At 66.3% G+C, this 22,932-nt stretch carries 20 protein-coding genes; 11 read left to right on the forward strand and 9 right to left on the reverse strand.

Annotated elements, in window-relative coordinates; translation table 11 throughout:
• Positions 1-39 precede the first annotated feature (39 nt).
• Together NR101_RS07550 and typA are read right to left on the reverse strand one after the other, a co-directional pair.
• Positions 40-525, reverse strand: coding sequence for a DUF2127 domain-containing protein (locus tag NR101_RS07550; protein WP_256776233.1), 486 nt, complete (start codon positions 523-525; stop codon positions 40-42).
• A 12-nt stretch (positions 526-537) separates the two neighbouring features.
• On the reverse strand, positions 538-2,385 hold the full coding sequence (gene typA / locus NR101_RS07555; protein WP_256776234.1) for a translational GTPase TypA: 1,848 nt from the start codon (positions 2,383-2,385) through the stop codon (positions 538-540).
• 358 nt (positions 2,386-2,743) lie between these two features.
• Between typA and NR101_RS07560 the strand changes: the two genes are divergently transcribed.
• The 6 genes from NR101_RS07560 to NR101_RS07585 all read left to right on the forward strand — a co-directional run bounded on the left by NR101_RS07560 (position 2,744) and on the right by NR101_RS07585 (position 9,552).
• The gene (locus tag NR101_RS07560) at positions 2,744-3,238 is read left to right on the forward strand and encodes a peptidylprolyl isomerase (protein ID WP_088435214.1); all 495 of its coding nucleotides are present in this window, start codon (positions 2,744-2,746) and stop codon (positions 3,236-3,238) included.
• Positions 3,239-3,362: 124 nt separating this feature from the next.
• Positions 3,363-4,349, forward strand: a complete 987-nt coding sequence (locus tag NR101_RS07565) for a malate dehydrogenase (protein ID WP_256776235.1) — start codon at positions 3,363-3,365, stop codon at positions 4,347-4,349.
• 580 nt (positions 4,350-4,929) lie between these two features.
• Positions 4,930-7,149 carry a propionate--CoA ligase gene (gene prpE / locus NR101_RS07570; RefSeq protein ID WP_256776236.1) on the forward strand — a complete coding sequence of 740 codons (2,220 nt, stop codon included), beginning with the start codon at positions 4,930-4,932 and terminating at the stop codon, positions 7,147-7,149.
• Positions 7,150-7,348: 199 nt separating this feature from the next.
• Positions 7,349-7,606 carry a DUF6404 family protein gene (locus NR101_RS07575; protein WP_256776237.1) on the forward strand — a complete coding sequence of 86 codons (258 nt, stop codon included), beginning with the start codon at positions 7,349-7,351 and terminating at the stop codon, positions 7,604-7,606.
• A gap of 289 nt (positions 7,607-7,895) precedes the next feature.
• A complete protein-coding gene (locus tag NR101_RS07580) occupies positions 7,896-8,402 on the forward strand; it encodes a hypothetical protein (RefSeq protein WP_256776238.1) in 507 nt (168 codons plus the stop codon).
• An 88-nt stretch (positions 8,403-8,490) separates the two neighbouring features.
• Positions 8,491-9,552: a suppressor of fused domain protein gene (locus NR101_RS07585; RefSeq protein ID WP_256777721.1), complete on the forward strand. Its 1,062-nt coding sequence runs from the start codon at positions 8,491-8,493 to the stop codon at positions 9,550-9,552.
• A 258-nt stretch (positions 9,553-9,810) separates the two neighbouring features.
• Here the strand turns inward: NR101_RS07585 and NR101_RS07590 are convergent, their stop codons facing one another.
• The 5 genes from NR101_RS07590 to NR101_RS07610 all read right to left on the reverse strand — a co-directional run bounded on the left by NR101_RS07590 (position 9,811) and on the right by NR101_RS07610 (position 15,325).
• Entirely contained in the window at positions 9,811-10,422 is a 612-nt protein-coding gene (locus tag NR101_RS07590; protein WP_256776241.1) for a glutathione S-transferase N-terminal domain-containing protein, read from the reverse strand.
• 85 nt (positions 10,423-10,507) lie between these two features.
• Positions 10,508-10,966 (reverse strand): cell wall hydrolase, encoded by a 459-nt coding sequence (locus tag NR101_RS07595; protein ID WP_256776242.1) that lies wholly within the window; start codon positions 10,964-10,966, stop codon positions 10,508-10,510.
• 290 nt (positions 10,967-11,256) lie between these two features.
• Positions 11,257-13,290 (reverse strand): NADPH-dependent 2,4-dienoyl-CoA reductase, encoded by a 2,034-nt coding sequence (locus NR101_RS07600; RefSeq protein WP_256776243.1) that lies wholly within the window; start codon positions 13,288-13,290, stop codon positions 11,257-11,259.
• 310 nt (positions 13,291-13,600) lie between these two features.
• Positions 13,601-14,212, reverse strand: coding sequence for a hypothetical protein (locus NR101_RS07605; RefSeq protein ID WP_256776244.1), 612 nt, complete (start codon positions 14,210-14,212; stop codon positions 13,601-13,603).
• An 87-nt stretch (positions 14,213-14,299) separates the two neighbouring features.
• Entirely contained in the window at positions 14,300-15,325 is a 1,026-nt protein-coding gene (locus NR101_RS07610; protein WP_256776245.1) for a zinc-binding alcohol dehydrogenase family protein, read from the reverse strand.
• Between the two features lie 368 nt (positions 15,326-15,693).
• Between NR101_RS07610 and NR101_RS07615 the strand changes: the two genes are divergently transcribed.
• The 4 genes from NR101_RS07615 (at position 15,694) to NR101_RS07630 (ending at position 19,179) form a co-directional block, all read left to right on the forward strand.
• A complete protein-coding gene (locus NR101_RS07615; RefSeq protein WP_256776246.1) occupies positions 15,694-16,785 on the forward strand; it encodes an OmpA family protein in 1,092 nt (363 codons plus the stop codon).
• A gap of 591 nt (positions 16,786-17,376) precedes the next feature.
• On the forward strand, positions 17,377-17,886 hold the full coding sequence (locus tag NR101_RS07620) for a hypothetical protein (protein WP_256776247.1): 510 nt from the start codon (positions 17,377-17,379) through the stop codon (positions 17,884-17,886).
• 22 nt (positions 17,887-17,908) lie between these two features.
• The gene (locus NR101_RS07625; protein ID WP_256776248.1) at positions 17,909-18,742 is read left to right on the forward strand and encodes a pseudouridine synthase; all 834 of its coding nucleotides are present in this window, start codon (positions 17,909-17,911) and stop codon (positions 18,740-18,742) included.
• 92 nt (positions 18,743-18,834) lie between these two features.
• On the forward strand, positions 18,835-19,179 hold the full coding sequence (locus NR101_RS07630; RefSeq protein WP_256776249.1) for a hypothetical protein: 345 nt from the start codon (positions 18,835-18,837) through the stop codon (positions 19,177-19,179).
• 116 nt (positions 19,180-19,295) lie between these two features.
• Here NR101_RS07630 and kbl read toward each other — a convergent pair whose 3' ends face one another.
• Positions 19,296-20,507: a glycine C-acetyltransferase gene (gene kbl / locus NR101_RS07635; protein ID WP_256776250.1), complete on the reverse strand. Its 1,212-nt coding sequence runs from the start codon at positions 20,505-20,507 to the stop codon at positions 19,296-19,298.
• 195 nt (positions 20,508-20,702) lie between these two features.
• On the opposite strand from kbl, the gene NR101_RS07640 reads away from it, so the two are divergent.
• Positions 20,703-21,404 (forward strand): TorF family putative porin, encoded by a 702-nt coding sequence (locus NR101_RS07640; protein ID WP_256776251.1) that lies wholly within the window; start codon positions 20,703-20,705, stop codon positions 21,402-21,404.
• Between the two features lie 199 nt (positions 21,405-21,603).
• Here the strand turns inward: NR101_RS07640 and tdh are convergent, their stop codons facing one another.
• The gene (tdh, locus tag NR101_RS07645; protein WP_256776284.1) at positions 21,604-22,626 is read right to left on the reverse strand and encodes an L-threonine 3-dehydrogenase; all 1,023 of its coding nucleotides are present in this window, start codon (positions 22,624-22,626) and stop codon (positions 21,604-21,606) included.
• Between the last annotated feature and the right edge of the window lie 306 nt (positions 22,627-22,932).

The raw sequence follows: 22,932 nt of genomic DNA on the forward strand, positions 1-22,932 counted from the left end.
CGGCGCTCAGGCTAACCAGCCGGTGCCACGCTTGGCAACTCAGTGCAGGGCGTTGAGCTTGCGGTGGCGTTTGCGGATATCGCGGGCGAGCACGCCGACCACGATCAGATTGATCACCAGGACCGACCATGAGGCCCAGCCAGGGTGACGGACGATGGCGTAGATATCGAACGGCAGGTAGATGCCGGCGGTGACGCAGCCCAGCCAGGAGGCCCAGGCTTTGGCACGCCAGAGGCCCCAGGCCTCGAAAAGATGCAGCACCCCGTAGGCCACCATGGCCGCGGCGGCCAGGTGCACCGCGTCGGGGCTGATCATGTTGAGCAGCGAGGGCAGGGTGCCGTGATCCGGGTCCAGGCTGAAACGCCGGATCAGGGCATTGACCGCATCCCGCAACGGCTGCGGACCGAGCATTTCCAGCCCGGTCGCCGCCAACAGCGCCAAGGCCGCCTTGCTGGCTTCCAGCAAGGCGATCAGGTGCAGACCCGGATGCTTGTGCGGATCCGGGTTATAGGGCTTGTCGGTCACGACAGGATCCTATCAGCCGCCGCGCGACGCCTTCTTGCGGTCGCTTTCGGTCAGCCCCTTCTTGCGCAGGCGGATTTCCTTCGGGGTGATTTCGACCAGCTCGTCGTCCTCGATGAAGTCCAGGGCCTGTTCCAGCGAGTACTTGATCGCCGGGGTCAGCTGGATCGCATCGTCCTTGCCCGAGGCGCGCATGTTGGTCAGCGGCTTGGTCTTGATCGCGTTGACGGTCAGGTCGTTGTCCTTGGAGTGGATGCCGACCAGCTGGCCTTCATACACATTGTCGCCTTCCGCAGCGAACAGCTTGCCGCGTTCCTGCAGCGGCCCCAGGGAGTACGCCGGGGTGGCACCCGGAGCATTGGCGATCATCACGCCGTTCTGGCGCTTGGCGATGGAACCCTGTTCCTTCGGGCCGTAATGGTCGAACACGTGGAACAGCAGGCCAGACCCCTGGGTCAGGGTCTTGAACTCGTTCTGGAAGCCGATCAGGCCACGGGCCGGGATCTGGTATTCCAGGCGCACACGGCCCTTGCCGTCCGGCTCCATGTTCTTCAGCTGGCCCTTGCGGGTGCCCAGCTTTTCCATGACGCCGCCCTGGTGCTGCTCTTCGATGTCCACCACCAGCTGTTCGATCGGCTCCATGGCCTGGCCGTCGATCTGCTTGATGATCACTTCCGGACGCGACACGGCCAGCTCGTAGCCTTCGCGACGCATGTTCTCGATCAGCACCGACAGGTGCAGTTCGCCACGGCCGGAGACCAGGAACTTGTCGGCGTCTTCCAGCTGTTCGACCTTCAGGGCCACGTTGTGGACCTGCTCGCGGTCCAGGCGATCCTTGATCTGGCGGCTGGTCAGGAACTTGCCACCGGACAGGTCCTTGTTGCCCGCGAACGGCGAGTTGTTGACCTGGAAGGTCATCGAGATCGTCGGTTCATCGACGGTCAGCGCCGGCAGGGCTTCCGGGGTATCCGGGTGGCACAGGGTGTCGGAGATGGTCAGTTCCGGAATACCGGAGATGGCGACGATGTCGCCGGCCTCGGCGGTGTCCTGCTCGATGCGCTCCAGGCCCAGGAAGCCCAGCACCTGGGCGACCTTGCCGTTGCGCTTCTTGCCTTCACGATCGATGACCGCGACCTGCATGTTCTTCTTCAGGGTGCCGCGCTGCACGCGGCCGATGCCGATCACGCCCACGAAGTTGTTGTAGTCCAGCTGGCTGATGCGCATCTGGAACGGACCTTCCGGATCCACTTCCGGCATCGGCGCGTGCTGCATGATCGCTTCGTACAGCGGGGTCATGTCGCCGTCGCGCACGGTGTCTTCCAGGCCGGCATAGCCGTTCAGGGCCGAGGCGTAGACGATCGGGAAGTCGAGCTGCTCATTGGTGGCGCCGAGCTTGTCGAACAGGTCGAACACCTGGTCGATCACCCAATCCGGACGCGAGCCCGGGCGGTCGACCTTGTTGACCACGACGATCGGCTTGAAGCCCATCGCGAAGGCCTTCTGGGTGACGAAGCGGGTCTGCGGCATGGGGCCGTCCATCGCATCGACGAGGATCAGCACGGTGTCGACCATCGACAGCACGCGCTCCACTTCGCCGCCGAAGTCGGCGTGTCCCGGGGTGTCGACGATGTTGATCCGGTTCTTGACACCGGTCTTCTTGTCTTCCCAGGTGATGGCCGTGTTCTTGGCCAGGATGGTGATGCCGCGTTCCTTTTCCTGGTCATTGCTGTCCATCACGCGCTCGGCGAGCACGGTGCGCTCGGAGAGGGTGCCGGACTGCTTGAGCAGCTGGTCGACGAGGGTGGTCTTACCGTGGTCGACGTGGGCGACGATGGCGATGTTGCGAAGATTTTCGATAGACATGCGAAAGGGGGCCAGTCGGCGCCGGATTTGGAAAAAGAAGTCCAACATTATACGGCCAACATGACCAATCGCGAAAAGTGCGTTTCAGGTAGTGCCGAATTCCCATTCAGGTAACGCCCGTCGCCGGCCGCACCTGCCATCTCCGATCCTGTGGAAGCCGTGACAGGGCGGGCGGACGTTGGCAGGCCCGGAAGGACGCCGCCTGAGTCAGGGGGCGTCCGCGAAGCGGCGGGGGTATGGACGATGGTAAACGGGGGCCGCGGTTTGCGCAGCGAACCGTGGGGCGGCAGCACGAACGCGATGACGCGGGGTGTATCCTATGGGGCTAACGACAAACCCCCGTACCCCAAGGATTTGCATGTCCCTTATCGCCACTTTCGACACCACCCAGGGCCCGATCAAGGTCGAGCTGTTCGCCGACAAGGCCCCGCTGACGGTCGCCAACTTCGTCAATCTGGTCAAGCACGGCTTCTATGACGGCCTGGTCTTCCATCGCGTGATCCCGGACTTCATGATCCAGGGCGGCTGCCCGAAGGGTCAGGGCACTGGCGGTCCGGGCTACAAGTTCGAAGATGAAAAGAACGGCGTCAAGCACCAGGTCGGTTCGCTGTCCATGGCCAACGCCGGCCCGAACACCAACGGCAGCCAGTTCTTCATCACCCACATCAAGACCGATTGGCTGGACGGCAAGCACACCGTGTTCGGCCAGGTGCTGGATGGCCAGGCGATCGTCGATTCGGTCAAGCAGGGCGACGTGATCCATTCGATCACCCTGGAAGGCGACACCGACGCGGTGCTGGCCGCCCAGGCCGAGCGCGTGGCCGAGTGGAACAAGCTCATCCCCACCGCCTGATCCGATTCCAACGGCCCCCTGTGAAGGAGGCCGTTTTTACGTTGCGGCCGCCCCGCCAGGCCTGTCCCCGCCCGCGCGGCCATCTCCCACACCGCTTCTTAGCTTCTTAGCAGAGGAAATCCCCATGAAAGCACCTGTTCGTGTTGCCGTGACCGGCGCCGCCGGCCAGATCGGCTACGCCCTGCTGTTCCGCATCGCCTCCGGCGAAATGCTCGGCAAGGACCAGCCGGTCATCCTGCAGCTGCTCGAGCTGCCGATCGACAAGGCCCAGGCCGCGCTGCGCGGCGTGATGATGGAACTGGAAGACTGCGCATTCCCGTTGCTGGCTGGCATGGTCGGTACCGATGACGCCGAAGTGGCCTTCAAGGATGCCGACATCGCCCTGCTGGTCGGTGCGCGTCCGCGCGGCCCGGGCATGGAGCGCAAGGACCTGCTGCTGGAAAACGCCAAGATCTTCACCGCGCAGGGCGCGGCGTTGAACAAGGTGGCCAGCCGCAACGTGAAGGTGCTGGTGGTCGGCAATCCGGCCAACACCAATGCCTACATCGCGATGAAGTCGGCGCCGGATCTGAACCCGCGCAACTTCACCGCCATGCTGCGCCTGGACCACAACCGCGCGCTGAGCCAGCTGTCGACCAAGCTGGGCAAGTCGGTCGGTGGCATCGAGAAGCTGGTCGTGTGGGGCAACCACAGCCCGACCATGTACCCGGATTACCGTTTCGCCACCGCCGATGGTGCGTCCATCGCCGATGCGATCAACGACCAGGAATGGAACGCCGGCACCTTCATCCCGACCGTGGGCAAGCGCGGCGCGGCGATCATCGAAGCCCGTGGTTCGTCCTCGGCCGCCTCGGCCGCCAATGCCGCCATCGACCACGTGCGCGACTGGGTGCTGGGCAGCAACGGCAAGTGGGTGACGATGGGCGTGCCGTCCGACGGTTCCTACGGGATTCCGGAAGGCGTGATCTTCGGCTTCGCGGTGACCACCGAAAACGGTGAGTACACGCTGGTCAAGGATCTGCCGGTGGACGACTTCAGCCAGAAGTACATCGACAAGACCCTGGCCGAGCTGGAAGAAGAGCGCGCTGGCGTGGCCCACCTGCTGGGTTGATCGATCCGCAGGCGCATGCCGACCGTTGGTCGGTGCGTTGACGAAAAACGCCAGGCATTGCCTGGCGTTTTTTTTGCCCTTCCGGTAGAGCCGAGCCATGCTCGGCTGGCCGTGCGCAGCACGGCAATGATCGACGCCGAAGCAGCCGAGCACGGCTCGGCTCTACCCGGCCCTGCGACCAAGGTCGGACGGCCCACGCCCCACCCTCGGACGATGCTCGACAAACGGTGCGCAAACGCGGGTCAAGGATCGGCCGGTCAACGACCCGGTAGAGCCGAGCCATGCTCGGCTGGCCGTGCGCAGCACGGCAACGATCGGTGCCGAAGCAGCCGAGCATGGCTCGGCTCTACCTGGCCGTGCGATCAAGGTCGGACAGCCCACGCCCCACCCTCGGACGATGCTCGACAAACGGTGCGTACACGCGGGTCAAGGATCGGCCCGTGAACGACCCGGTAGAGCCGGGCCATGCTCGGCTGGCCGTGCGCAGCACGGCAATGATCGACGCCGAAGCAGCCGAGCATGGCTCGGCTCTACCTGGCCGTGCGCAGCACGGCAACGATCGACGCCGAAGCAGCCGAGCATGGCTCGGCTCTACTTGGTTCTACGACCAAGGTCGGACAGCCCACGCCCCACCCTCGGACGATGCTCGACAAACGGCGCGCAAACGCGGGTCAAGGATCGGCCGGTGAACGACCCGGTAGAGCCGAGCCATGCTCGGCTGGCCGTGCGCAGCACGGCAACGATCGACGCCGAAGCAGCCGAGCATCGCTCGGCTCTACCTGGCCGTGCGCAGCACGGCAATGATCGGTGCCGAAGCAGCCGAGCATGGCTCGGCTCTACCTGGCCCTACGACCAAGGTCGGACGGCCCACGCCCCACCATCGGACTATGCTCGACGCATGGCTTTGTCTGGGAGGGCTGTCATGCAATACGAGGAAATGTACCGACGTTCCATCGACGAACCCGAGGCGTTCTGGGCGGAGGAGGCGCAGCGCATCTACTGGCACAAGCCACCGGAACAGATCCTCGACTACAGCACCCCGCCGTTCCGGCGCTGGTTCGTCGGCGGCGAAACCAATCTCTGCTACAACGCCGTCGACCGCCATCTGGTCGATCGCCCCGACCAACTGGCGCTGGTGGCCATCTCCACCGAAACCGACGTGACCCGCGAGATCACCTACCGCGCGCTGTATCGCGAGGTGAACGCATTCGCCGCCGTGCTGCAGCGGCTGGACGTGCAGCGCGGCGACCGCGTGGTGATCTACATGCCGAACATGGCCGAGGCGGTGTTCGCGATGCTGGCCTGCGCGCGCATCGGCGCGATCCATTCGGTGGTGTTCGGCGGCTTCGCCGCGCACAACCTGGCGCTGCGCATCGACGATGCCGCGCCCAAGCTGCTGATCGCGGCCGATGCCGGCAAGCGCGGCGGCAAGGTGATTCCGTACAAGGCGATGGTCGATGCCGCCTGCGCCGAAGCCACGTCGCCGCCGCCGCACGTGCTGATCGTGTCGCGCGGACTGGATCCGGCCGAGCCGAAGGTGCCCGGCCGCGATGTCGACTACGCCACCCTGCGCGAGGAAGTGGGTGACCAGGACGTGCCGGTGGTGTGGCTGGAATCCAGCGAGCCGAGCTATCTGCTGTACACCTCCGGCACCACCGGCAAGCCCAAGGGCGTGCAGCGCGATGTCGGCGGCTACGCGGTGGCGATGGCGCAGTCGATGCAGACCGTCTTCGACTGCAAGCCGGGACAGGTGATGTTCTCCACCTCGGATGTCGGCTGGGCGGTCGGGCATTCCTACAACGTGTACGGACCGCTGATCGGCGGCTGCACCTCACTGCTGTACGAAGGGCTGCCGACCAACCCGGACCCGGGCATCTGGTGGGCGCTGTGCGAGCAGTACGGGGTGCGTACGCTGTTCTCCTCGCCCACCGCGATCCGTGTGCTGAAAAAGCACGACACCGATTTCATCCGCCGCCACGACCTGGATGCGCTCAAGTACGTGTTCCTCGCCGGCGAACCGCTCGACGAACCCACCGCGCACTGGATCAACGATGCGCTCGGCAAGCCGATCATCGACAACTACTGGCAGACCGAGACCGGCTGGCCGGCGCTCACCCTGCTGCCGGGCGTGGACATGAAGCCGGTGCGCTTCGGGTCGCCGGGTTTCCCGAATCTTGGTTACAAGATGAAGGTGATCGATGAAAACACCGGCGAGGAAGTGGCTCCCGGGCAGAAGGGCGTGCTGGTGATGGTCCCGCCGCTGCCGCCGGGCTGCATGAGCACCGTCTGGAAAGATGACGACCGCTTCATCCAGAGCTACTTCAGCCACTTCAAGGAGCTGCTGTACAGCTCGCTGGACTGGGCGATCCGCGACGCCGACGGCTACACCTTCATCCTCGGCCGCACCGATGATGTGATCAACGTGGCCGGGCACCGGCTGGGCACGCGCGAGATCGAAGAGTGCATCGCCGGCCACCCGTTGGTGGCCGAGGCGGCTGTGATCGGGGTCAAGGATGAACTCAAGGGCCAGGTGCCACTGGTGTTCGTCACCCTGCGCCAGGCGGTGGACGGCGATGGCAGCGCGATCATCACCGAGATGATGCAGCGGGTAACCAACTCCCTCGGCGCGCTGGCGCGGCCGGCGCACATCCACATCGTCAACGCGCTGCCCAAGACCCGCTCCGGCAAGCTGCTGCGCCGCTCGCTGCAGGCGCTGGCCGAAGACCGCGATCCCGGCGATCTGTCGACCCTGGACGATCCGGCGGCCCTGGATGAAATCCGGCGCGCGCTGGGCAGCTGAAACCGTCGTTTCCGCAGATGTCTCGGGAGCCGGCACATCGATGGATGTGTGGGCTGGTTTGTATGCGGCGCTTGATGGGCGTCGCGCTTCCCGGAAATCATTCGCACGTGTCGCGTCCGGACATGGCCGTGGACTATCCGGTCGCGCACGATCGACGCAGGGATGCCACATCACGTCGGTGTCCGCGCTAGGAGTGAGCATGAAGCGTGAGCCCCGATTTCTCCTGTGGATCTGCAGGAAGTGTGGCCTGGACCTGCCATCTGACAGTGCCGACCGATCCTTTGCACTGAACTGGGTGCTTCACGGCACCCATTTTGGGGTGGGGTGGGGCGTGGGGATGGCGCTGCTGGAGCCGGTACTGAACACCGAGCGGAACGCCGGTACGTTGCTGTTGATCGCGACCCTGGCCGCAGTGGTCTACGGTTTGATGATGGCGCTCGCCAGGCGCAGGCCGTAACCACGGCCGCCTGCAAATGCGGGCCGGTCGCCGGCCAGCATTGTCTGCCCCGGCACCGGCGACGCGGCGAGAGCACGCTTGCTGCAACGCATTATCGGCAGCCGGGAACGTCAGGTAAGCTGCGGGCGTGATCGTTGCAGGCCGCTGGCCGAACGCCGCGCGCTGGGGACACGGCGCGCAGCGGGCGCTGGTCGGCGCATCCGCCGGCGACGGTCGCAAGGGGACGCAGCGGCATCAGCGCAGCGCTGACTGCCGCGCGTGACAATGCACCAGGTGACAGGGGGAACACATGGCGTACATCCATGCCAAGACGGCCGCTGGCCGTCAGGAAATCGAAGACCGCGCGCGGCGTCTGCCGCCGGCATTGCGGTCCATTCTGCTGATGGTCGATGGTCAGCGCGATGACGATGCGTTGACCGCCTTGTTACCGGGCCTGCGCGCGCCGGACGATGCGCTGGCGCAACTGGCGCAGGCAGGTCTGATCGAAGTGGTCGGCGGCGCGGTGGCCGCCCCGGCCGCGCGGGCGCTCACCGCCGGGCGTGAGCAGGATCCGGATCTGTACAAGCGCCTGTATGACTGGATGAGCGAGTCGGTGCGCCGCCACCTCGGCCTCAAGGGCTACTTCATGCAGCTCAAGATCGAACGCTGCACCGATGCCGGGGGGCTGGAAAAGCTGTGGCCGGACATGGCCGCGGCGGTGGCCAAGGCCAAGAGCCCGGCGCTGGCCAGCCGCTGGCTCAGCGATACCCATGCGCTGCTGGTGGTGGACGCGCAGCCGGACGCCGTGGCGGGCTGACCCGCACCTGCGGCAGAGGCCGGAAGGCTGGCCGTGATGGCCCGGCCGGGGTTACCTTGCCCGGCTACGCAGGCCAGGAGCATGGCAGATGGACCACACGCAGAAAGAAGATGAGGGCACCCAGGGGTGGGACGCCCTCAACGCGGCGCTGGGCGCGCTGTACCCGGCTCAGGAACCCCGCCACTTCGGCACGGCGATCCCCTACACGCTGGGCGGCCAGGATCCGCTGGACGGCATCAGCGTGTACTGGGCAGAGACACCGCGCCCGCACTGGCATTACGTGACCTATGGCTTTTCCGAGCTGTACGGCAAGCAGAGTGATGACCTGGCCGACAGCGGCTACGGCTTCGAACTGACCTTCCGCCTGGCCGCCGCGCCGGGGCAGGGCGCCGATGACGCGCCGCCGGTGTGGCCGATGAACCTGCTGCAGAACCTGGCCCGCTACGTCTTCAGCAGCGGCAACGTACTCGAGGCCGGGCACCATCTGGATGCCAATGGTCCGATCGCCCTGGACAGCGAGACCGTACTGCGCCACCTGGCGTTGATCGAGGACCCGCAGCTGCCCCCGCGCGATACCGCCAACGGCCGCGTGCGCTTCCTGCAGGTGGTCGGACTCAGCGACGACGAGATGGCGGCCGTGCGCCGCTGGTCCACCCACGGCGTGCTGCAGGCGCTGGAAGCGGGCATGCCGCTGTGGATCACCGATCTGGCGCGCGGCTCGTTGCTCGCCGATGCGTCGGTGGCCGCCCAGGTCGCGGCCGGCAGTGCCCGCGAGGGCTCCACGACCGGCACGCTGTTCATCGAAACGCTGGGTTGGGAGGTGCAGGACGATACGGTCGAGCTGGTGCTTGGTGCTGGCCAAGTGCCGGGCATCCTCGAGCTGCTGCCGTTGCGCCTCGGGCATGGCCGCGCCTTGACCCTGGTGGATCGGGAACGCAGCTGGCGCTTCGAGCCGGGCGAGGAGGACCACGTCGAGGTCGACCAGGATGCTGCGCGCTGCGTGCTCAGCCCGGCCAGCCTGCAGGCGATACGCGAGCACCTGCATGCCGAACGCGGCAGTTATCCGCTGCCGGGCGGCCGCCTGCGCATCCGGGTCGAGCCCACCGAGCTGCGCGATGCCCAAGGCCACGTGCTGCGCACGATCGGCTGAAGGTAGAGCCACCCCATGGGTGGCTGCTGTTCGGGCCGGGGATCGCGTGCAGCCACCCATGGGGTGGCTCTACCGGGGGATGGGTGCGTGGCATCGGCGGGGGTAGAGCCACCCCATGCCTTGCTGCGCTTCGAGAGGCAGGTCGTGCAGCCACCCATGGGGTGGCTCTACCCCGGTGGTGGTCGTTTGTGCGGCGCCCATAAAAAAGAGCCCGGCAGTGCCGGGCTCTCTTCTTATATAGGCACCATCACGCCGGGCTCAGCGCAGTCCTTCGGCCTGCAGCGTCGCCTGCACGCCCGGATCGGCCTCCATGCGCTGCTTGAACGCGGCCACGTTGTCCAGGCCGCTCAGGTCGACCTTGGCGCCAGCCGCCCAGCGCAGGGTGATGTAGAAGTAAGGATCGGCGAAGCTGCGGAAGCCGGCCAGCCACTGGCGACCTTCCAGCTGCTGGTCGGCGCGTTCGAACAGGCCACGCAGGCGCTTGAGCGCGATAGCGCGGACCGCGTCGTACTGGCCTTCATCGCCGATGAAGTTGCCCGGCCCGAACAGCGGCTTGAACGCCGGGTGCAGGTCCGAATTGACGAAGGACAGCCAGCGGGTGGCTTCTGCGCGCTGCTGGGCGCTGCCGTCACCGGCCAGGCCGGCCTGCGGGTAGGTGTCGGCGATGTAGCCCATGATCGCCGCGTTCTGGGTGAGCGTGAAGTCGCCATCGACCACCGCCGGCACCGAGCCGACCGGATTGATCTTCAGGAACGCCGGCGCCTTCAGGGTGTCCTTGTCGAGCAGTTCCACCTCGAACGGCTGGCCGGTCCACTGCAGGGCGATGTGGTCGGCGGTGGAGCAGGCACCGGGCTTGCTGTACAGCTTCATGGGAACTCCGTTGGGGGTGATGGGTCAGCCGCTCAATATTCCAGAGCAGGACCCGCATCCTCAACGGTATGGCCGTAACAGACCGTTACGACGCGCGCGGCTTGAGTTTCTGCACGCGGTAGAAGGTGTGGTCGCCGATCGTGGCCACCTGGTAGGCGTTGCGCCAGCTCGGGTTGGCGATCGACAGTGCGGCGAAGTGGCTCGCCCCGGGCACGATCTCCTTGCGCTCACCGACCGGCAGGGCCCAGTTGCGCTCGGCATCGAAGGCCACGGTCATCGCTTCCTGCCAGGCGTCGGCGTTGCCCAGCTGGGTGCCGGGGGCGACGATGGTCGGGGCGAACTGCTTGCGCGCGGTGACCACTTTGCACATCGAGTCGCCCCACAGCCCGCTGTCCAGGCGGCGCAGGGCCACCTCCGCGACGGCTTGCTGGCCGCGCAGGGTCTGGTCACGCGCTTCGAGGTAGACGGTCGTGCTCAGGCACAACGAATCGGCGGCAGGCTGCGGCAACAACTGTGACAGCCAGAGAATCCAGGCCAGTTTCATAAATCTCCTTGCTCCGTGTGGGCCGCACCTGGCTGTCCATCCGATCATGCGGACGGGGCGAGGGTACGACTTGGCGTCATGGGGAGGCGGCCATCGGGGCCGCCCGGGAGCGGACCCGAACAAGACGTGGGGTCCGCGCGCTCACTCGAACTGGGTGGTGAGCGGGAAAGTTGGCGCACGATAGGGGGCCATTTCCCAATGCATCCTGAACTCAGCGGCTTGACATTCAGGTTCGGAGCGGGGCCCGGATTGCGCTCACGGGCCCCTATTCAGGTCGCGATTGACCGTGTTCAGAGCCCGGCCGCGAGGTGGCTGCCCTGGTGGATGGCGCGCTTGGCGTCCAGTTCGGCAGCCACATCCGCGCCGCCGATCAGGTGTGCGTTGATGCCGGCGGCCAGCAATGCGGCATGCAGATCGCGGCGCGGTTCCTGGCCGGCGCAGACCACCACATGATCGACCGGCAGCGTCTGTTCCTGGCCTTCGATGCGGACGCGCAGGCCGGCGTCGTCCACGCCCAGATATTCAACGCCGCCGAGCATTTTCACGCCCTTGGCCTTGAGCGTGGCGCGATGGATCCAGCCGGTGGTCTTGCCCAGCCGCGCGCCGGGTTTGCCTGGGCTGCGCTGCAACAGCCAGACCTTGCGCGCGGGCGCTTCGGGGACGGCCTTGGCCAGTGCGCCGCGACCTTCGAAGGTCGCATCCACGCCCCATTCGGCCATCCAGCGGGCCGGGTCCAGTGCGCTGGACGGGCCGTCATGGACCAGGAACTCGCCGACATCGAAGCCAATGCCGCCAGCGCCAATGATCGCCACCTGCGCCCCGGCCTCGACCCGGCCGAGCAGCACGTCCAGGTAGTTGATCACCTTGGGGTGGTCGGCGCCGGGGAAGTCGACCCGGCGCGGGGTGATCCCGGTGGCGACCACCACCTCGTCGAAGCCGGCGAGCAGGGCCACGTCGGCGACCGTTTCAAGCTTCACCGCCACGCCGGTCTCGTCGAGCTTGTGGCGGAAGTAACGCAGGGTCTCGTGGAATTCTTCCTTGCCCGGAATGCGCTTGGCCACGTTGAACTGACCGCCGATCTCGGTGCCGGCATCGAACAGAGTGACCGCATGGCCGCGTTCGGCGGCCACGGTGGCGCAGGCCAGCCCGGCCGGGCCGGCGCCGACCACCGCCACGCGCTTGGACGTGGTCACCGGGCGGTAGACCAGCTCGGTCTCGTGCACGGCGCGCGGATTGACCAGGCAGCTGGCGGTCTTGTTCTCGAACACATGGTCCAGGCAGGCCTGGTTGCAGGCGATGCAGGTGTTGATCGCGTCCGGGCGGCCGGCGCGCGCCTTGTTGGCCCATTCCGGGTCGGCCAGCAGCGGTCGCGCCAGCGACACCATGTCCGCGCCGCCGCCCGCCAGGATGCGCTCGGCCACCTCGGGCATGTTGATGCGGTTGGTGGCGATCACCGGCACCTGCACGTGCGGCTTGAGCTTGGCGGTCACACCGGCAAAGGCCGCGCGCGGCACCGACGTGGCGATGGTGGGGATGCGCGCTTCGTGCCAGCCGATGCCGGAATTGATCAGCGTGGCGCCGGCGGCTTCGATCGCCTTGGCCTGCTGCACGATCTCGTCCCAGTTGCTGCCGTCCTCGACCAGGTCCACCAGCGACAGCCGGTAGATGATGATGAAGTCCGGGCCGCAGGCCTCGCGGATGCGGCGCACGATCTCGACGGCGAAGCGCATGCGCTGGCTGGCGTCGCCGCCCCAGCGGTCAGCGCGCGTGTTGGTGCGCGGGGCGATGAATTCGTTGATCAGATAGCCTTCCGAGCCCATCACTTCAACGCCGTCGTAGCCGGCCTCGCGCGCCAGCCGCGCGCTGCGCGCGTAATCGGCGATGTGGCGGTCCACCCCGCGCGAGGAAAGCGCACGCGGGGTGAACGGGTTGATCGGCGCCTTCAATTTCGACGGCGCCACCGACAGGGGGTGGTAGGCATAGCGCCCGGCGTGCAGCAGCTGCAGGCAGATCTTGCCGCCGTTGTCGTGCACCGCAGCGGTCACCTGTCGGTGCGGACGTACTTCCCACGGCCAGGACAGCTTGCCGCCGAACGGCTTGAGCCAGCCGACCACGTTCGGTGCGAAGCCACCGGTGACGATCAGCCCCACGCCGCCGGCGGCACGCTCGGCGAAGTACGCGGCCAAGCGCGGGAAATCACGCGCGCGGTCTTCCAAGCCAGTGTGCATCGACCCCATCAGGATGCGGTTGCGCAGCTGGGTGAAGCCCAGGTCCAGCGGAGTGAACAGATGGGGATAGGCGGAGGATTCGGCGGCTGGCGACATGTCGATACGCTTGCGTACGGAAGCGTGAAGGGTGCCGCGAAAGGCCCCCACAAGCAAGGGCCTTTCGCGGCCCCCTTCGCGCTGTCGCGCCCCGCTTTGCTGCGCAAACCGCGGGCTCCGTCTCACCACCACCCAGACCCCCGCGCCTTCGGCGCCTCCCTCTGACGCAGGGGGCGCCTTTCCAGGTGGATCGCGCGGGTGACTACCGTTGGTTGGCACGTGCACAGGTAGTGCCGGCCGTTGGCCGGCTCCACGCACCGTTGGAGGTCGAGGACCCGGCCAACGGCCGGCACCACCGGGCCAGATGCCGTTACGGGGTGGCTGCCGCCGGGGCAGGCTTGTGGATCCCGAACAGCGGCAGCGTCACGCCGCACAGTGGGCCGATCAGCAATGCGAAGGCGAGGGTGCCGACGCCGACGTTGCCGCCCAACTGCCAGCCGATGACCAGCACGGTGCCTTCGATCAAGCTGCGCACGATCCAGATCGGCCAGCCGGTGCGGGCGTGCAGGCCGGTCATCAGCCCGTCGCGCGGGCCGGGGCCGAAGCGCGCGCCGATGTACAGCCCGGTCGCCAGCGCGACGAGCAGCAGGCCGCACCCGAACATCGGCACCTGCCACGCAAGGCCATGCACCTCCGGCAGCAACCACAACCCGAACTGCGCGCTTGGCCCGATCAGCATCACGTTGAGCACCGTGCCCAGGCCAGGCTTCTGCCGGATCGGCCACCACAGCAGCAGCACCAGCGCACCGATCACGTTGGTGGCCACGCCGAAGGACAGCGGGGTCTGCAGCGCGATGCCCTGCGACAGCACATCCCACGGCGCCACCCCGATCGCCGCACGAATCATCACCGCCGCGCCCATCCCGTACAGGAACAGGCCGATCAGCAGTTGCAGCAGACGCAGGGGCAGGGACGTGGGCATGGCCGTTTCACCGAAGGGGGCCTTGACTGTAGGCCGCCCCGTTGCGGGCAGACAGATACAGATGGGCGCCAATATGCGCCGACACCGTCATTCCCAACCGGCGAGCACCAGCTTGCCGATCACGCTGCCGCTCTCCAATTGGCGATGTGCCTGGCGCAGGTTGGCCGCGTTGATCGCACCCAGATGCGCGCTGCGCGTGCTGCGCAGTTCGCCGGCATCGACCAGGCTGGCGACGCGGTTGAGGATGCGGTGCTGTTCGATTCTGTCCTCGGTGCGGAACTTGGCCCGCGCGAACATGAATTCCCAGTGGATGCCGATGCACTTGGCCTTGTACGGATCGCCGATGCGCAGCGCGCCGCGCGGCTCCACCACCAGGCCCACATGTCCCTGCGGCGCCAGCAGTTCACCCACCACATCCCAGTAATGATCGGTGTCGGCGAGGTTGAGCGCGACCTGCACCTGTTCCATGCCCAGCGCCTGCAGTTGCGGCGGCAGCGGCTGGCGATGATCAATGACGTGCGCGGCGCCCATCTGCCGGCACCAGTCTGCCGATGCCGGGCGCGAGGCGGTGGCCACCACGGTGAAACCGGCATGCCGGGCCAACTGGATCGCGATCGAGCCGACACCACCGGCGCCGCCGATGATCAGCATCACCTGGCCGGCATGACGACGGTCATCGAACTGTAATGGCATGCGCTGGAAGAGCAGTTCCCACGCCGTCAGCACGGTCAGCGGCAGCGCCGCGGCGTCGGCGAAATCAAGCGTGGCCGGTTTGCGCCCGACCAGCCGCTCATCCACGCACTGCCATTGCGCATTGCAGCCCGGTCGGGTGACATCGCCGGCGTAATACACCTCATCGCCCGGCGCGAACGCGGTGACCTCCGGCCCCACCGCATCGACGATGCCCGCCGCGTCATAGCCAAGGATGCGCGGCGGATCTTCCTGCTGCGCGCGCGGTGCACGTTGCTTGGTGTCCACCGGATTGACGGAAACGGCCTGCACGCGCACCAGCAGATCCGCGCCCGTGGGCGGGCCGGGTTGCGCAACGTTCAGGTCAAGTAGTGCGTCGGGATCGTCGATCGGCAGGTAACGGGTCAAACCCACAGCGTTCATGGCGGCTCCAGCGCTGGCTTGTTCGTCATCATACGGCTGCTGACAAAGCTGTTACTGCGCTGAATCACCCGTAAGGACGCGTTAACGCTGGAATACGGCATTGCACAGCGGAAATGCAGGCAAAAAAGCCGAAACCCTTGTCATTGCTGGGTCTTGCGGAATTTCATCAACCTGTATAGGGTGCCACCAGCTGGACCGGTAGAGGTCTGGCCGTCGTCTTCACATGTTACGTGACCGTTAACATCACCTTCACTCGCCTGAGCATAATGTTCGCGGCGGTGGCGTGCTGAATCGGCAGTCTGAAAACGACGCAGGTGCTGGCCCATGCCTCTACCGGTTTCATACCCCCGAAATAGGAGCTGTACTCAATGAACAAGAAGATCCTTACTGCCGCGCTGCTGGGCGGTCTGGCTTTCGCCCAGGCTGCATCGGCGCAGGATTTTGATGACCGCTGGTACCTGACCGGTTCGGCCGGCTTCAACTTCCAGGATAGCGACCGTCTGACCAACGACGCTCCGTTCGTGACCCTGGGCCTCGGTAAGTTCATCAGCCCCAACTGGTCGCTGGACGGCGAGCTGAACTACCAGAACCCGAACTTCGACGCGAACCAGGATCTGAACTGGAGCCAGTACGGCGTGTCCGTCGATCTGCGCCGCCACTTCATCTCCGAAGGCCGTGGCTGGAACCCGTACCTGCTGATGGGTCTGGGCTACCAGAAGTCGGAAGAAGAGTACAACTCGCTGAACCTGAATGGTCCGCGTGAGCGCAAGGACGGCAACTTCGCCGCCAAGGTCGGCGTCGGCCTGCAGACCACCTTCGAAAAGCGCGTTGCTGTCCGCGCCGAAGTGGCCTACCGCGCTGATTTCGACGACCAGAGCATCTCGGCTCCGAACGAAAGCTGGTTCGGCGACGTGCTGGCTTCGGTCGGCGTCGTGATCCCGCTGGGCCCGGCCCCGACCGCTGCTGTGGTTGCCCCGGCTCCGGTGGCGCCGAGCTGCGCAGACATGGATGACGACGGTGACGGCGTCAACAACTGCGACGACAAGTGCCCGGATTCGCAGCCGGGTCAGACCATCGGTCCGGACGGTTGCCCGGTGCCGGTCTCCATCGACCTGAAGGGTGTGAACTTCGACTTCGACAAGGCGACCCTGCGTCCGGACGCCGTGGCGATCCTGAGCGAAGCCACCGAGATCCTGAAGCGTTACCCGGATCTGCGCGTTGAAGTTGCCGGTCACACCGACTCGAAGGGTACCGACGCTTACAACCAGAAGCTGTCGGAGCGTCGCGCCACCACCGTGTATGACTACCTGACCAAGAACGGCGTGTCCGCTTCGCGTCTGGTGGGTCCGATCGGCTACGGCGAGAGCCGTCCGATTGCACCGAACACCAACCCGGATGGTTCGGACAACCCGGAAGGTCGTGCAAAGAACCGTCGTACCGAGCTGAACGTCCAGAACTAAGCCTTCTGGTAGTACAGCCTCAGAAGAGGGCCCGGCATTGCCGGGCCCTTTTTTTCGCCTGTTTTTCTCCAAAAGCCAAAAGCCAAAAGCTGTCGTTGCCGCCGGGTCCCAGGCTGGGCGGGGGTGTGTGGGTTCGCGGGACACGCTGCAAGTACATCCCTGTAAGCTCCGTCGCCGCATCCATGCGGCTCAGGGTCCCGCGAACCCACACACCCCCTCCCTCGACAGTGGGCCGGTGGCCAATGAAATGCGCCGAGCGAAAGCAGGCAGGGCCGTCGCGCTCCGTCTTTCCTGTGCGCACCAGCCATGTGTCGGAGGCTGGTAGGGGTGGGGTTGCGGGACCCTGAGCCGCATGGATGCGGCGACGGAGCCTCCAGGGATGGATTCACGGCGTGTCCCGCAACCCCACCCCTACCGGCCCAGCTCGGGGCAAGCGGACATGGGGGGGCGAACTTGATCTTCGCTCCGCGCTCTTGATCAAGAAATCAACAATAAATCCAACAAGTTGCCGTATTCATTGAATGTGGGATCTTGAAAGCCGTTGTGGCGCTGTTAAACTCGCCGCGTCGACCCCTTTCCTGGATGCATCCCATGCTGCGTATCGCACTGGCCGCCGTGCTCGGCCTGGCCCTGGTCCCCACCGCCTACGCAGCCGTGGATTGCTCGGCGCATGCCATCAGCGCCTCGCCGCTGCCGCTGCCGGCCACCGCCGTTGCGCCGGTTGCCGAAGAGCTCTACATCCGCAACGTCCAGCTCGGCATGCCCGCTGGCGTGCTCACCTCCAATTTCGACCAGCAGCAGTCGCTGGACCGCGTCCTGCAGCGCCTGCGCATCGACGGCTGCCAGAACATCGCCAAGGCCATGCCCGGCGCGCCGGCGATCAAGGCCAACGATCCGGCCGCGTACAAGCCGGCCACCGAGTTCGACAACACCCCCTGGCGCTTTGACATGAGCCAGAACGGCAAGCGCATGACCGCCGAGGAATTCGACGCCTGGATGAAGGCGCGCGGCGTGCGCGTGGTCAAGGCGCGGCCGGTGCCGGCCGCCGCCCCGGCCGCCGCGGAAGCACCGGCTGACACCAAGCCGGGCGAGAAGAAGTAGGCCGCGCGCTGCGCGGAGCACGATGAGCACACGCCGGCCCCCTGCCGCGCCAGCCGCTCGACCACGCCGCCCCGAGCGGCGTGCGTCATCGACCCGCCCCGCGCGCAGCGACGGCGCACCCCGCCATGGCCTGGCGCGCGTGCTGTCCAAGGCCGGGCTGTGTTCGCGCACTGAAGCGGCGCGCTGGATTGCCGCCGGCCGCGTCACCGTCGATGGCCGTGTCATCAACAACCCCGAATTCCCCATCGTCGACGGTCGCCACCACGTGCGCGTCGACGGTCAGCCGCTGGACGCGCCGCGGCGCATCCACCTGATGCTCAACAAGCCGCGCGGCCTGGTCACCACCGCCCAGGACGAGCAGGGCCGCGACACCGTCTACCGCTGTTTCGATGACGCCGGGTTGCCGTGGATCGCCCCGGTCGGGCGGCTGGACAAGGCCAGCGAAGGCCTGTTGTTGTTCAGCAACGACCCGCAGTGGGCCGCACGACTTACCGACCCGGCCACCGGCCCGGACAAGACCTACCACGTGCAGATCGACGCCATCCCCGATGCCGCGCAGCTGCAGGCGCTGTGCACCGGTGTGGAGGACGAAGGCGAACTGCTGCGCGCTCGACGCGCCACCCTGCTGCGCAGTGGCGACAAGACCGCGTGGCTGGAAGTGGTGCTCGAAGAAGGCCGAAACCGCCATATCCGGCGCCTGCTGGCCGCGTTGGATATCAACGTGCTGCGCCTGGTGCGCGTGGCCATTGGGCACCTGCCGATGGGCGCGCTGGGCAAGGGTGCCTGGCGTGAACTCAGCCAGCACGACCTGGATTTGCTGTATGCCGCGGCCGATGGCGCCGTGGCGCCGCCGTGACGCCGTGGCCTGCCCGTGCGCGGCAGGCCGACCGAACTAGGCAATGGATGGCCGCCTACCCGACGTTTCATTCACCCCCGGGAGATTCCCCCATGCATGCCAACCTGTTCAATCGCCCCCTGTTCCGCAGCGCCTGCCTGCTGTTGCCCGCCGTGCTGCTCTCCGCGTGTGGGGGCCACAAACAGGCCGCCAAGGCCGAGGCCCCGGTGACCGACAAGGTGGTGGAAGTCAAAACGCCCGAGCTGGACGGCCGCGGCAGCTACCGCTTCATGATGAGCGACGGCGACAAGAAGATGTCCGCCGATGAGTTCGACGCCTGGATGAAGGCCAACGGCATCCGCGTGGCCAAGGGCAACGGCCAGGACAGGCCGGTCGCCGCACCGGTGGTGGTGGCCAGCAAGGAAACGGCCAAGGACAAGAAGAAAAAGAAGAAGTAAGCGGCTGACGCCGGCCGTGGGTCGGCGAGGGCACACAGGCGTGCCCTCGCCAGATGTTCATGATGCCGCTGCGGAGAGCCGCCACCCATGGGGTGGCGCTACCCGGTTTGCGCGTGTCAGTGCTTGATCACGCCCAGCTCGAGGCCAATGCGGGTGAACGCATCGATCGCCCGGTCCAGGTGGGCACGCGTATGCGCGGCGCTGATCTGGGTACGGATGCGCGCCTGGCCCTTGGGCACGACCGGGAAGAAGAAGCCGATCGCGTAGATGCCTTCTTCCAGCAGGCGCTCGGCGAACTTCTGCGCCAGCGGGGCGTCGTACAGCATCACCGGGCTGATCGGGTGCACGCCCGGCTTCACGTCGAAACCGGCGGCGGTCATCTTCTGGCGGAAATAGGCGGTGTTGTCGGCCAGCGTGCTGCGCAGGTCATCGGCGGCGGCCAGCATCTCGAAGGCCTTGATGCCGGCGGCGACCACGTGCGGTGGCAGCGAGTTGGAGAACAGGTACGGGCGCGAGCGCTGGCGCAGCAGTTCGACCACTTCGGCGCTGGCGCAGGTGAACCCACCCAGCGCGCCGCCCATGGCCTTGCCCAGGGTGCCGGTGATGATGTCGATCTTCTCCAGCACGCCCTTGACCTCGGCCGAGCCACGGCCGGTGGCGCCCAGGAAGCCGGTGGCATGGCATTCGTCGATGTGCACCAGCGCGTTGTACTTCCTGGCCAGCGCGGTGATCTCATCCAGCGGGGCGATGAAGCCGTCCATGGAGAACACGCCGTCGGTGGTGATCAGCTTGGTTCTGCAGCCGGCGGCATCGGCAGCCTGCAGTTGGGCTTCCAGGTCGGCCATGTCGCAGTTGGCGTAGCGGAAGCGCTTGGCCTTGCACAGGCGCACGCCGTCGATGATCGAGGCATGGTTGAGCGCGTCGGAGATGATCGCGTCGTTCTCGCCGAGCAGCGGCTCGAACAGGCCCCCGTTGGCGTCGAAGCAGGCCGCGTACAGGATGGTGTCCTGCTTGCCGAAGAACGTGGCGATCTGCTTTTCCAGCTGCTTGTGCAGGTCCTGGGTGCCGCAGATGAAGCGCACCGAGGCCATGCCGAAGCCGTGGCTGTCCAGTGCATCCTTGGCGGCCTGGATCAGGTCCGGATGGTCGGCCAGGCCCAGGTAGTTGTTGGCGCAGAAGTTGAGCACCGTGCGGCCGTCGTCCAGGGTGATCTCGGCCGACTGCGGGCTGGTGATGATGCGTTCGGACTTGAACAGGCCCTGGGCGCGGATCGACTCCAGTTCTTGAACATAGTGCTGGGTCAGCGGGGCGGTGGTGGCATCGCTCATGGCAGGCAGTCTTCGGCACGGGAAAACCGGGATTTTACCTGCCGGCGGCGACGCTGGGGTTGCGCGCGCCGGCCGATCGGGTCAGTGCCGGCACCGACAGTTGCAGACGTGATTGTTGCATCGCAATATCAATCAGGTTAAAAAACTGTAAACCGCCGCCATTCCGCCCACCCCCACCGTCTGGAGAGACCCCGCATGAACCACGCCACGCGCTGTACCGCCGCCGTTGTGCTCTGCGCCGCCCTGCTTGCCCCGTTCGCCGCCAGTGCCCAGGACGAGGCCGCCTCTCCCTTCAGCTGGAACGTCACCGGCGTCTCCGACTACGTGTTCCGCGGTGTCTCGCAGACCGACGAGGACCCGACCCTGCAGGCCGGTTTCACCTACACCTCGCCGGTCGGTCTTTACGCCGGCGTGTGGGGCTCGGGCGTGGACTTCGGCGACGGTGGCCCGGATGCCGAGGTCGATTACCTGATCGGGTATGCGTTCGACGTCACCGACAACGTCAACCTGGACCTGCTGCTCAATCGTTACACCTACCCGGGCTCCAGCGACCTGGCCTACAACGAGTTCATCACCAAGACCACGTTCGCCAAGCAGTACAGCCTGACGGTGACCTACACCAACGATGTATTCAATTCGGGCACCGATGGCTGGTACTACGCCGTGGGCGGCGAGTGGGCGCTGCCGCAGGAGTTCACCCTGGCCGCCAACGTGGGTCGCAGTACCTTCGAGGAAGGCATCTCCAAGGACTACACCGATTGGAACATCGGGGTGAATCGCAGCTTCGGCCTGTTCACCCTGGGCCTGGGCTATTACGGCACCGACGGCAACGGCCGCGACAACTCCGGCAAGCTGGCCGACAACCGCGTGGTGTTCACGGTAGCGGTAGGCAAGTAGTGCCGGCCGCTGGCCGGCTCCTCGCGCCACCGGCCACCCCGCGAAACAAAAAAAGGCGCCCGGATGGGCGCCTTTTCAATGCTGGCCTGACACCGGATCCGCGCTGGAGCAGAGCCCCCTGCTGTTGAAGGGGACGCGTCGACGGCGCGGGCAAAAGGTGACAGGGGCCGTTGATCCTCCGTGCCAAAGGCACTGAGGATCAATTCCAGCTCAACACCACCTTGCCGGCCTTGCCCTGTTCCATCAGGTCGAAACCCTTCTGGAAGTCGTCGATCGGCAGCTGGTGGGTGAGTACCTTGCCGAGCGGGAAACCGGACAGCACCAGCTGGGTCATCTTGTACCAGGTCTCGTACATCTTGCGGCCGTAGATGCCCTGCACGGTGAGGCCCTTGAAGATGATCTTGTCCCAGTCGCAGCCAGCGCCCCGCGGCATGATGCCGAGCATGGCGATCTTGCCGCCGTGGTACATGCAGTCGAGCATGTCGTTGAAGGCGCGCGGGTTGCCGCTCATTTCCAGGCCCACGTCGAAGCCCTCCATGTGCAGGTCCTTCATCACGTCCTTGAGCGAGGTGTTGGAGACGTTGACCACGCGGGTGGCGCCCATGTCGGCGGCCAGCTTGAGGCGGAAGTCGTTGACGTCGGTGACCACCACGTTGCGCGCGCCGATGTGTTTGCAGATGCCGGCGGCGATGATGCCGATGGGGCCGGCGCCGGTGATCAGCACGTCTTCACCGATGACGTTGAACTCCAGCGCGCAGTGCGCGGCGTTGCCGTAGGGGTCGAAGAAGGCAGCCAGTTCGGACGGGATCTGGTCGGGGATGGGCCACAGGTTGCTGGCCGGCATGACCATGTATTCGGCGAAGGCGCCGTTGACGTTGACGCCGATGCCGACGGTGTTGGGGCACAGGTGCGGGCGGCCGCCACGGCAGTTGCGGCAGTGGCCGCAGACGATGTGGCCTTCGGCCGAGACGCGCTGGCCGACTTCATAGCCGGTGACGCCGGGGCCGATTTCGGCGATGCGGCCGACGAATTCGTGGCCGATGGTGAGGCCGGGCTTGATGGTGCGCTGGCTCCATTCGTCCCACAGGTAGATATGCAGGTCGGTACCGCAGATGGCGGTCTTTTCCAGCTTGATCAGGACTTCGTTGGGACCCGGGGTCGGGACCGGCACGTTTTCCAGCCAGATGCCCTTGGCGGCTTCACGCTTGACCAGGGCCTTCATTGTTTGCTGCGCCATCTCGGTGGAACTCGTCGGGGGGAAAACGCGGATTATAGAGCCGATGGCGGTTTTTCCATGTTGCGTTGCGGGTGGTTTGGGGTAGGGGCAGCGCCTCCTTCTGGCGTGGGAGGTGCCGGGCAGGCCGGTGCAGGACACGCCGTGAACCCATCCTTGGGGGCTCGGTATTGCCATCCATGGCAATACACGGTCCTGCACCGGCCTGCCCGGCACCTCCGGACACATGGCTGCGCCTGGCAGAAGGCGAAAGCGGGAGGGTAGAGCCGGGCCATGCCGCGCCACGTGACCCCC

Origin of the sequence: Stenotrophomonas sp. Ste86 (genome assembly GCF_024519465.1) — a bacterium.
GTDB lineage: Bacteria > Pseudomonadota > Gammaproteobacteria > Xanthomonadales > Xanthomonadaceae > Stenotrophomonas.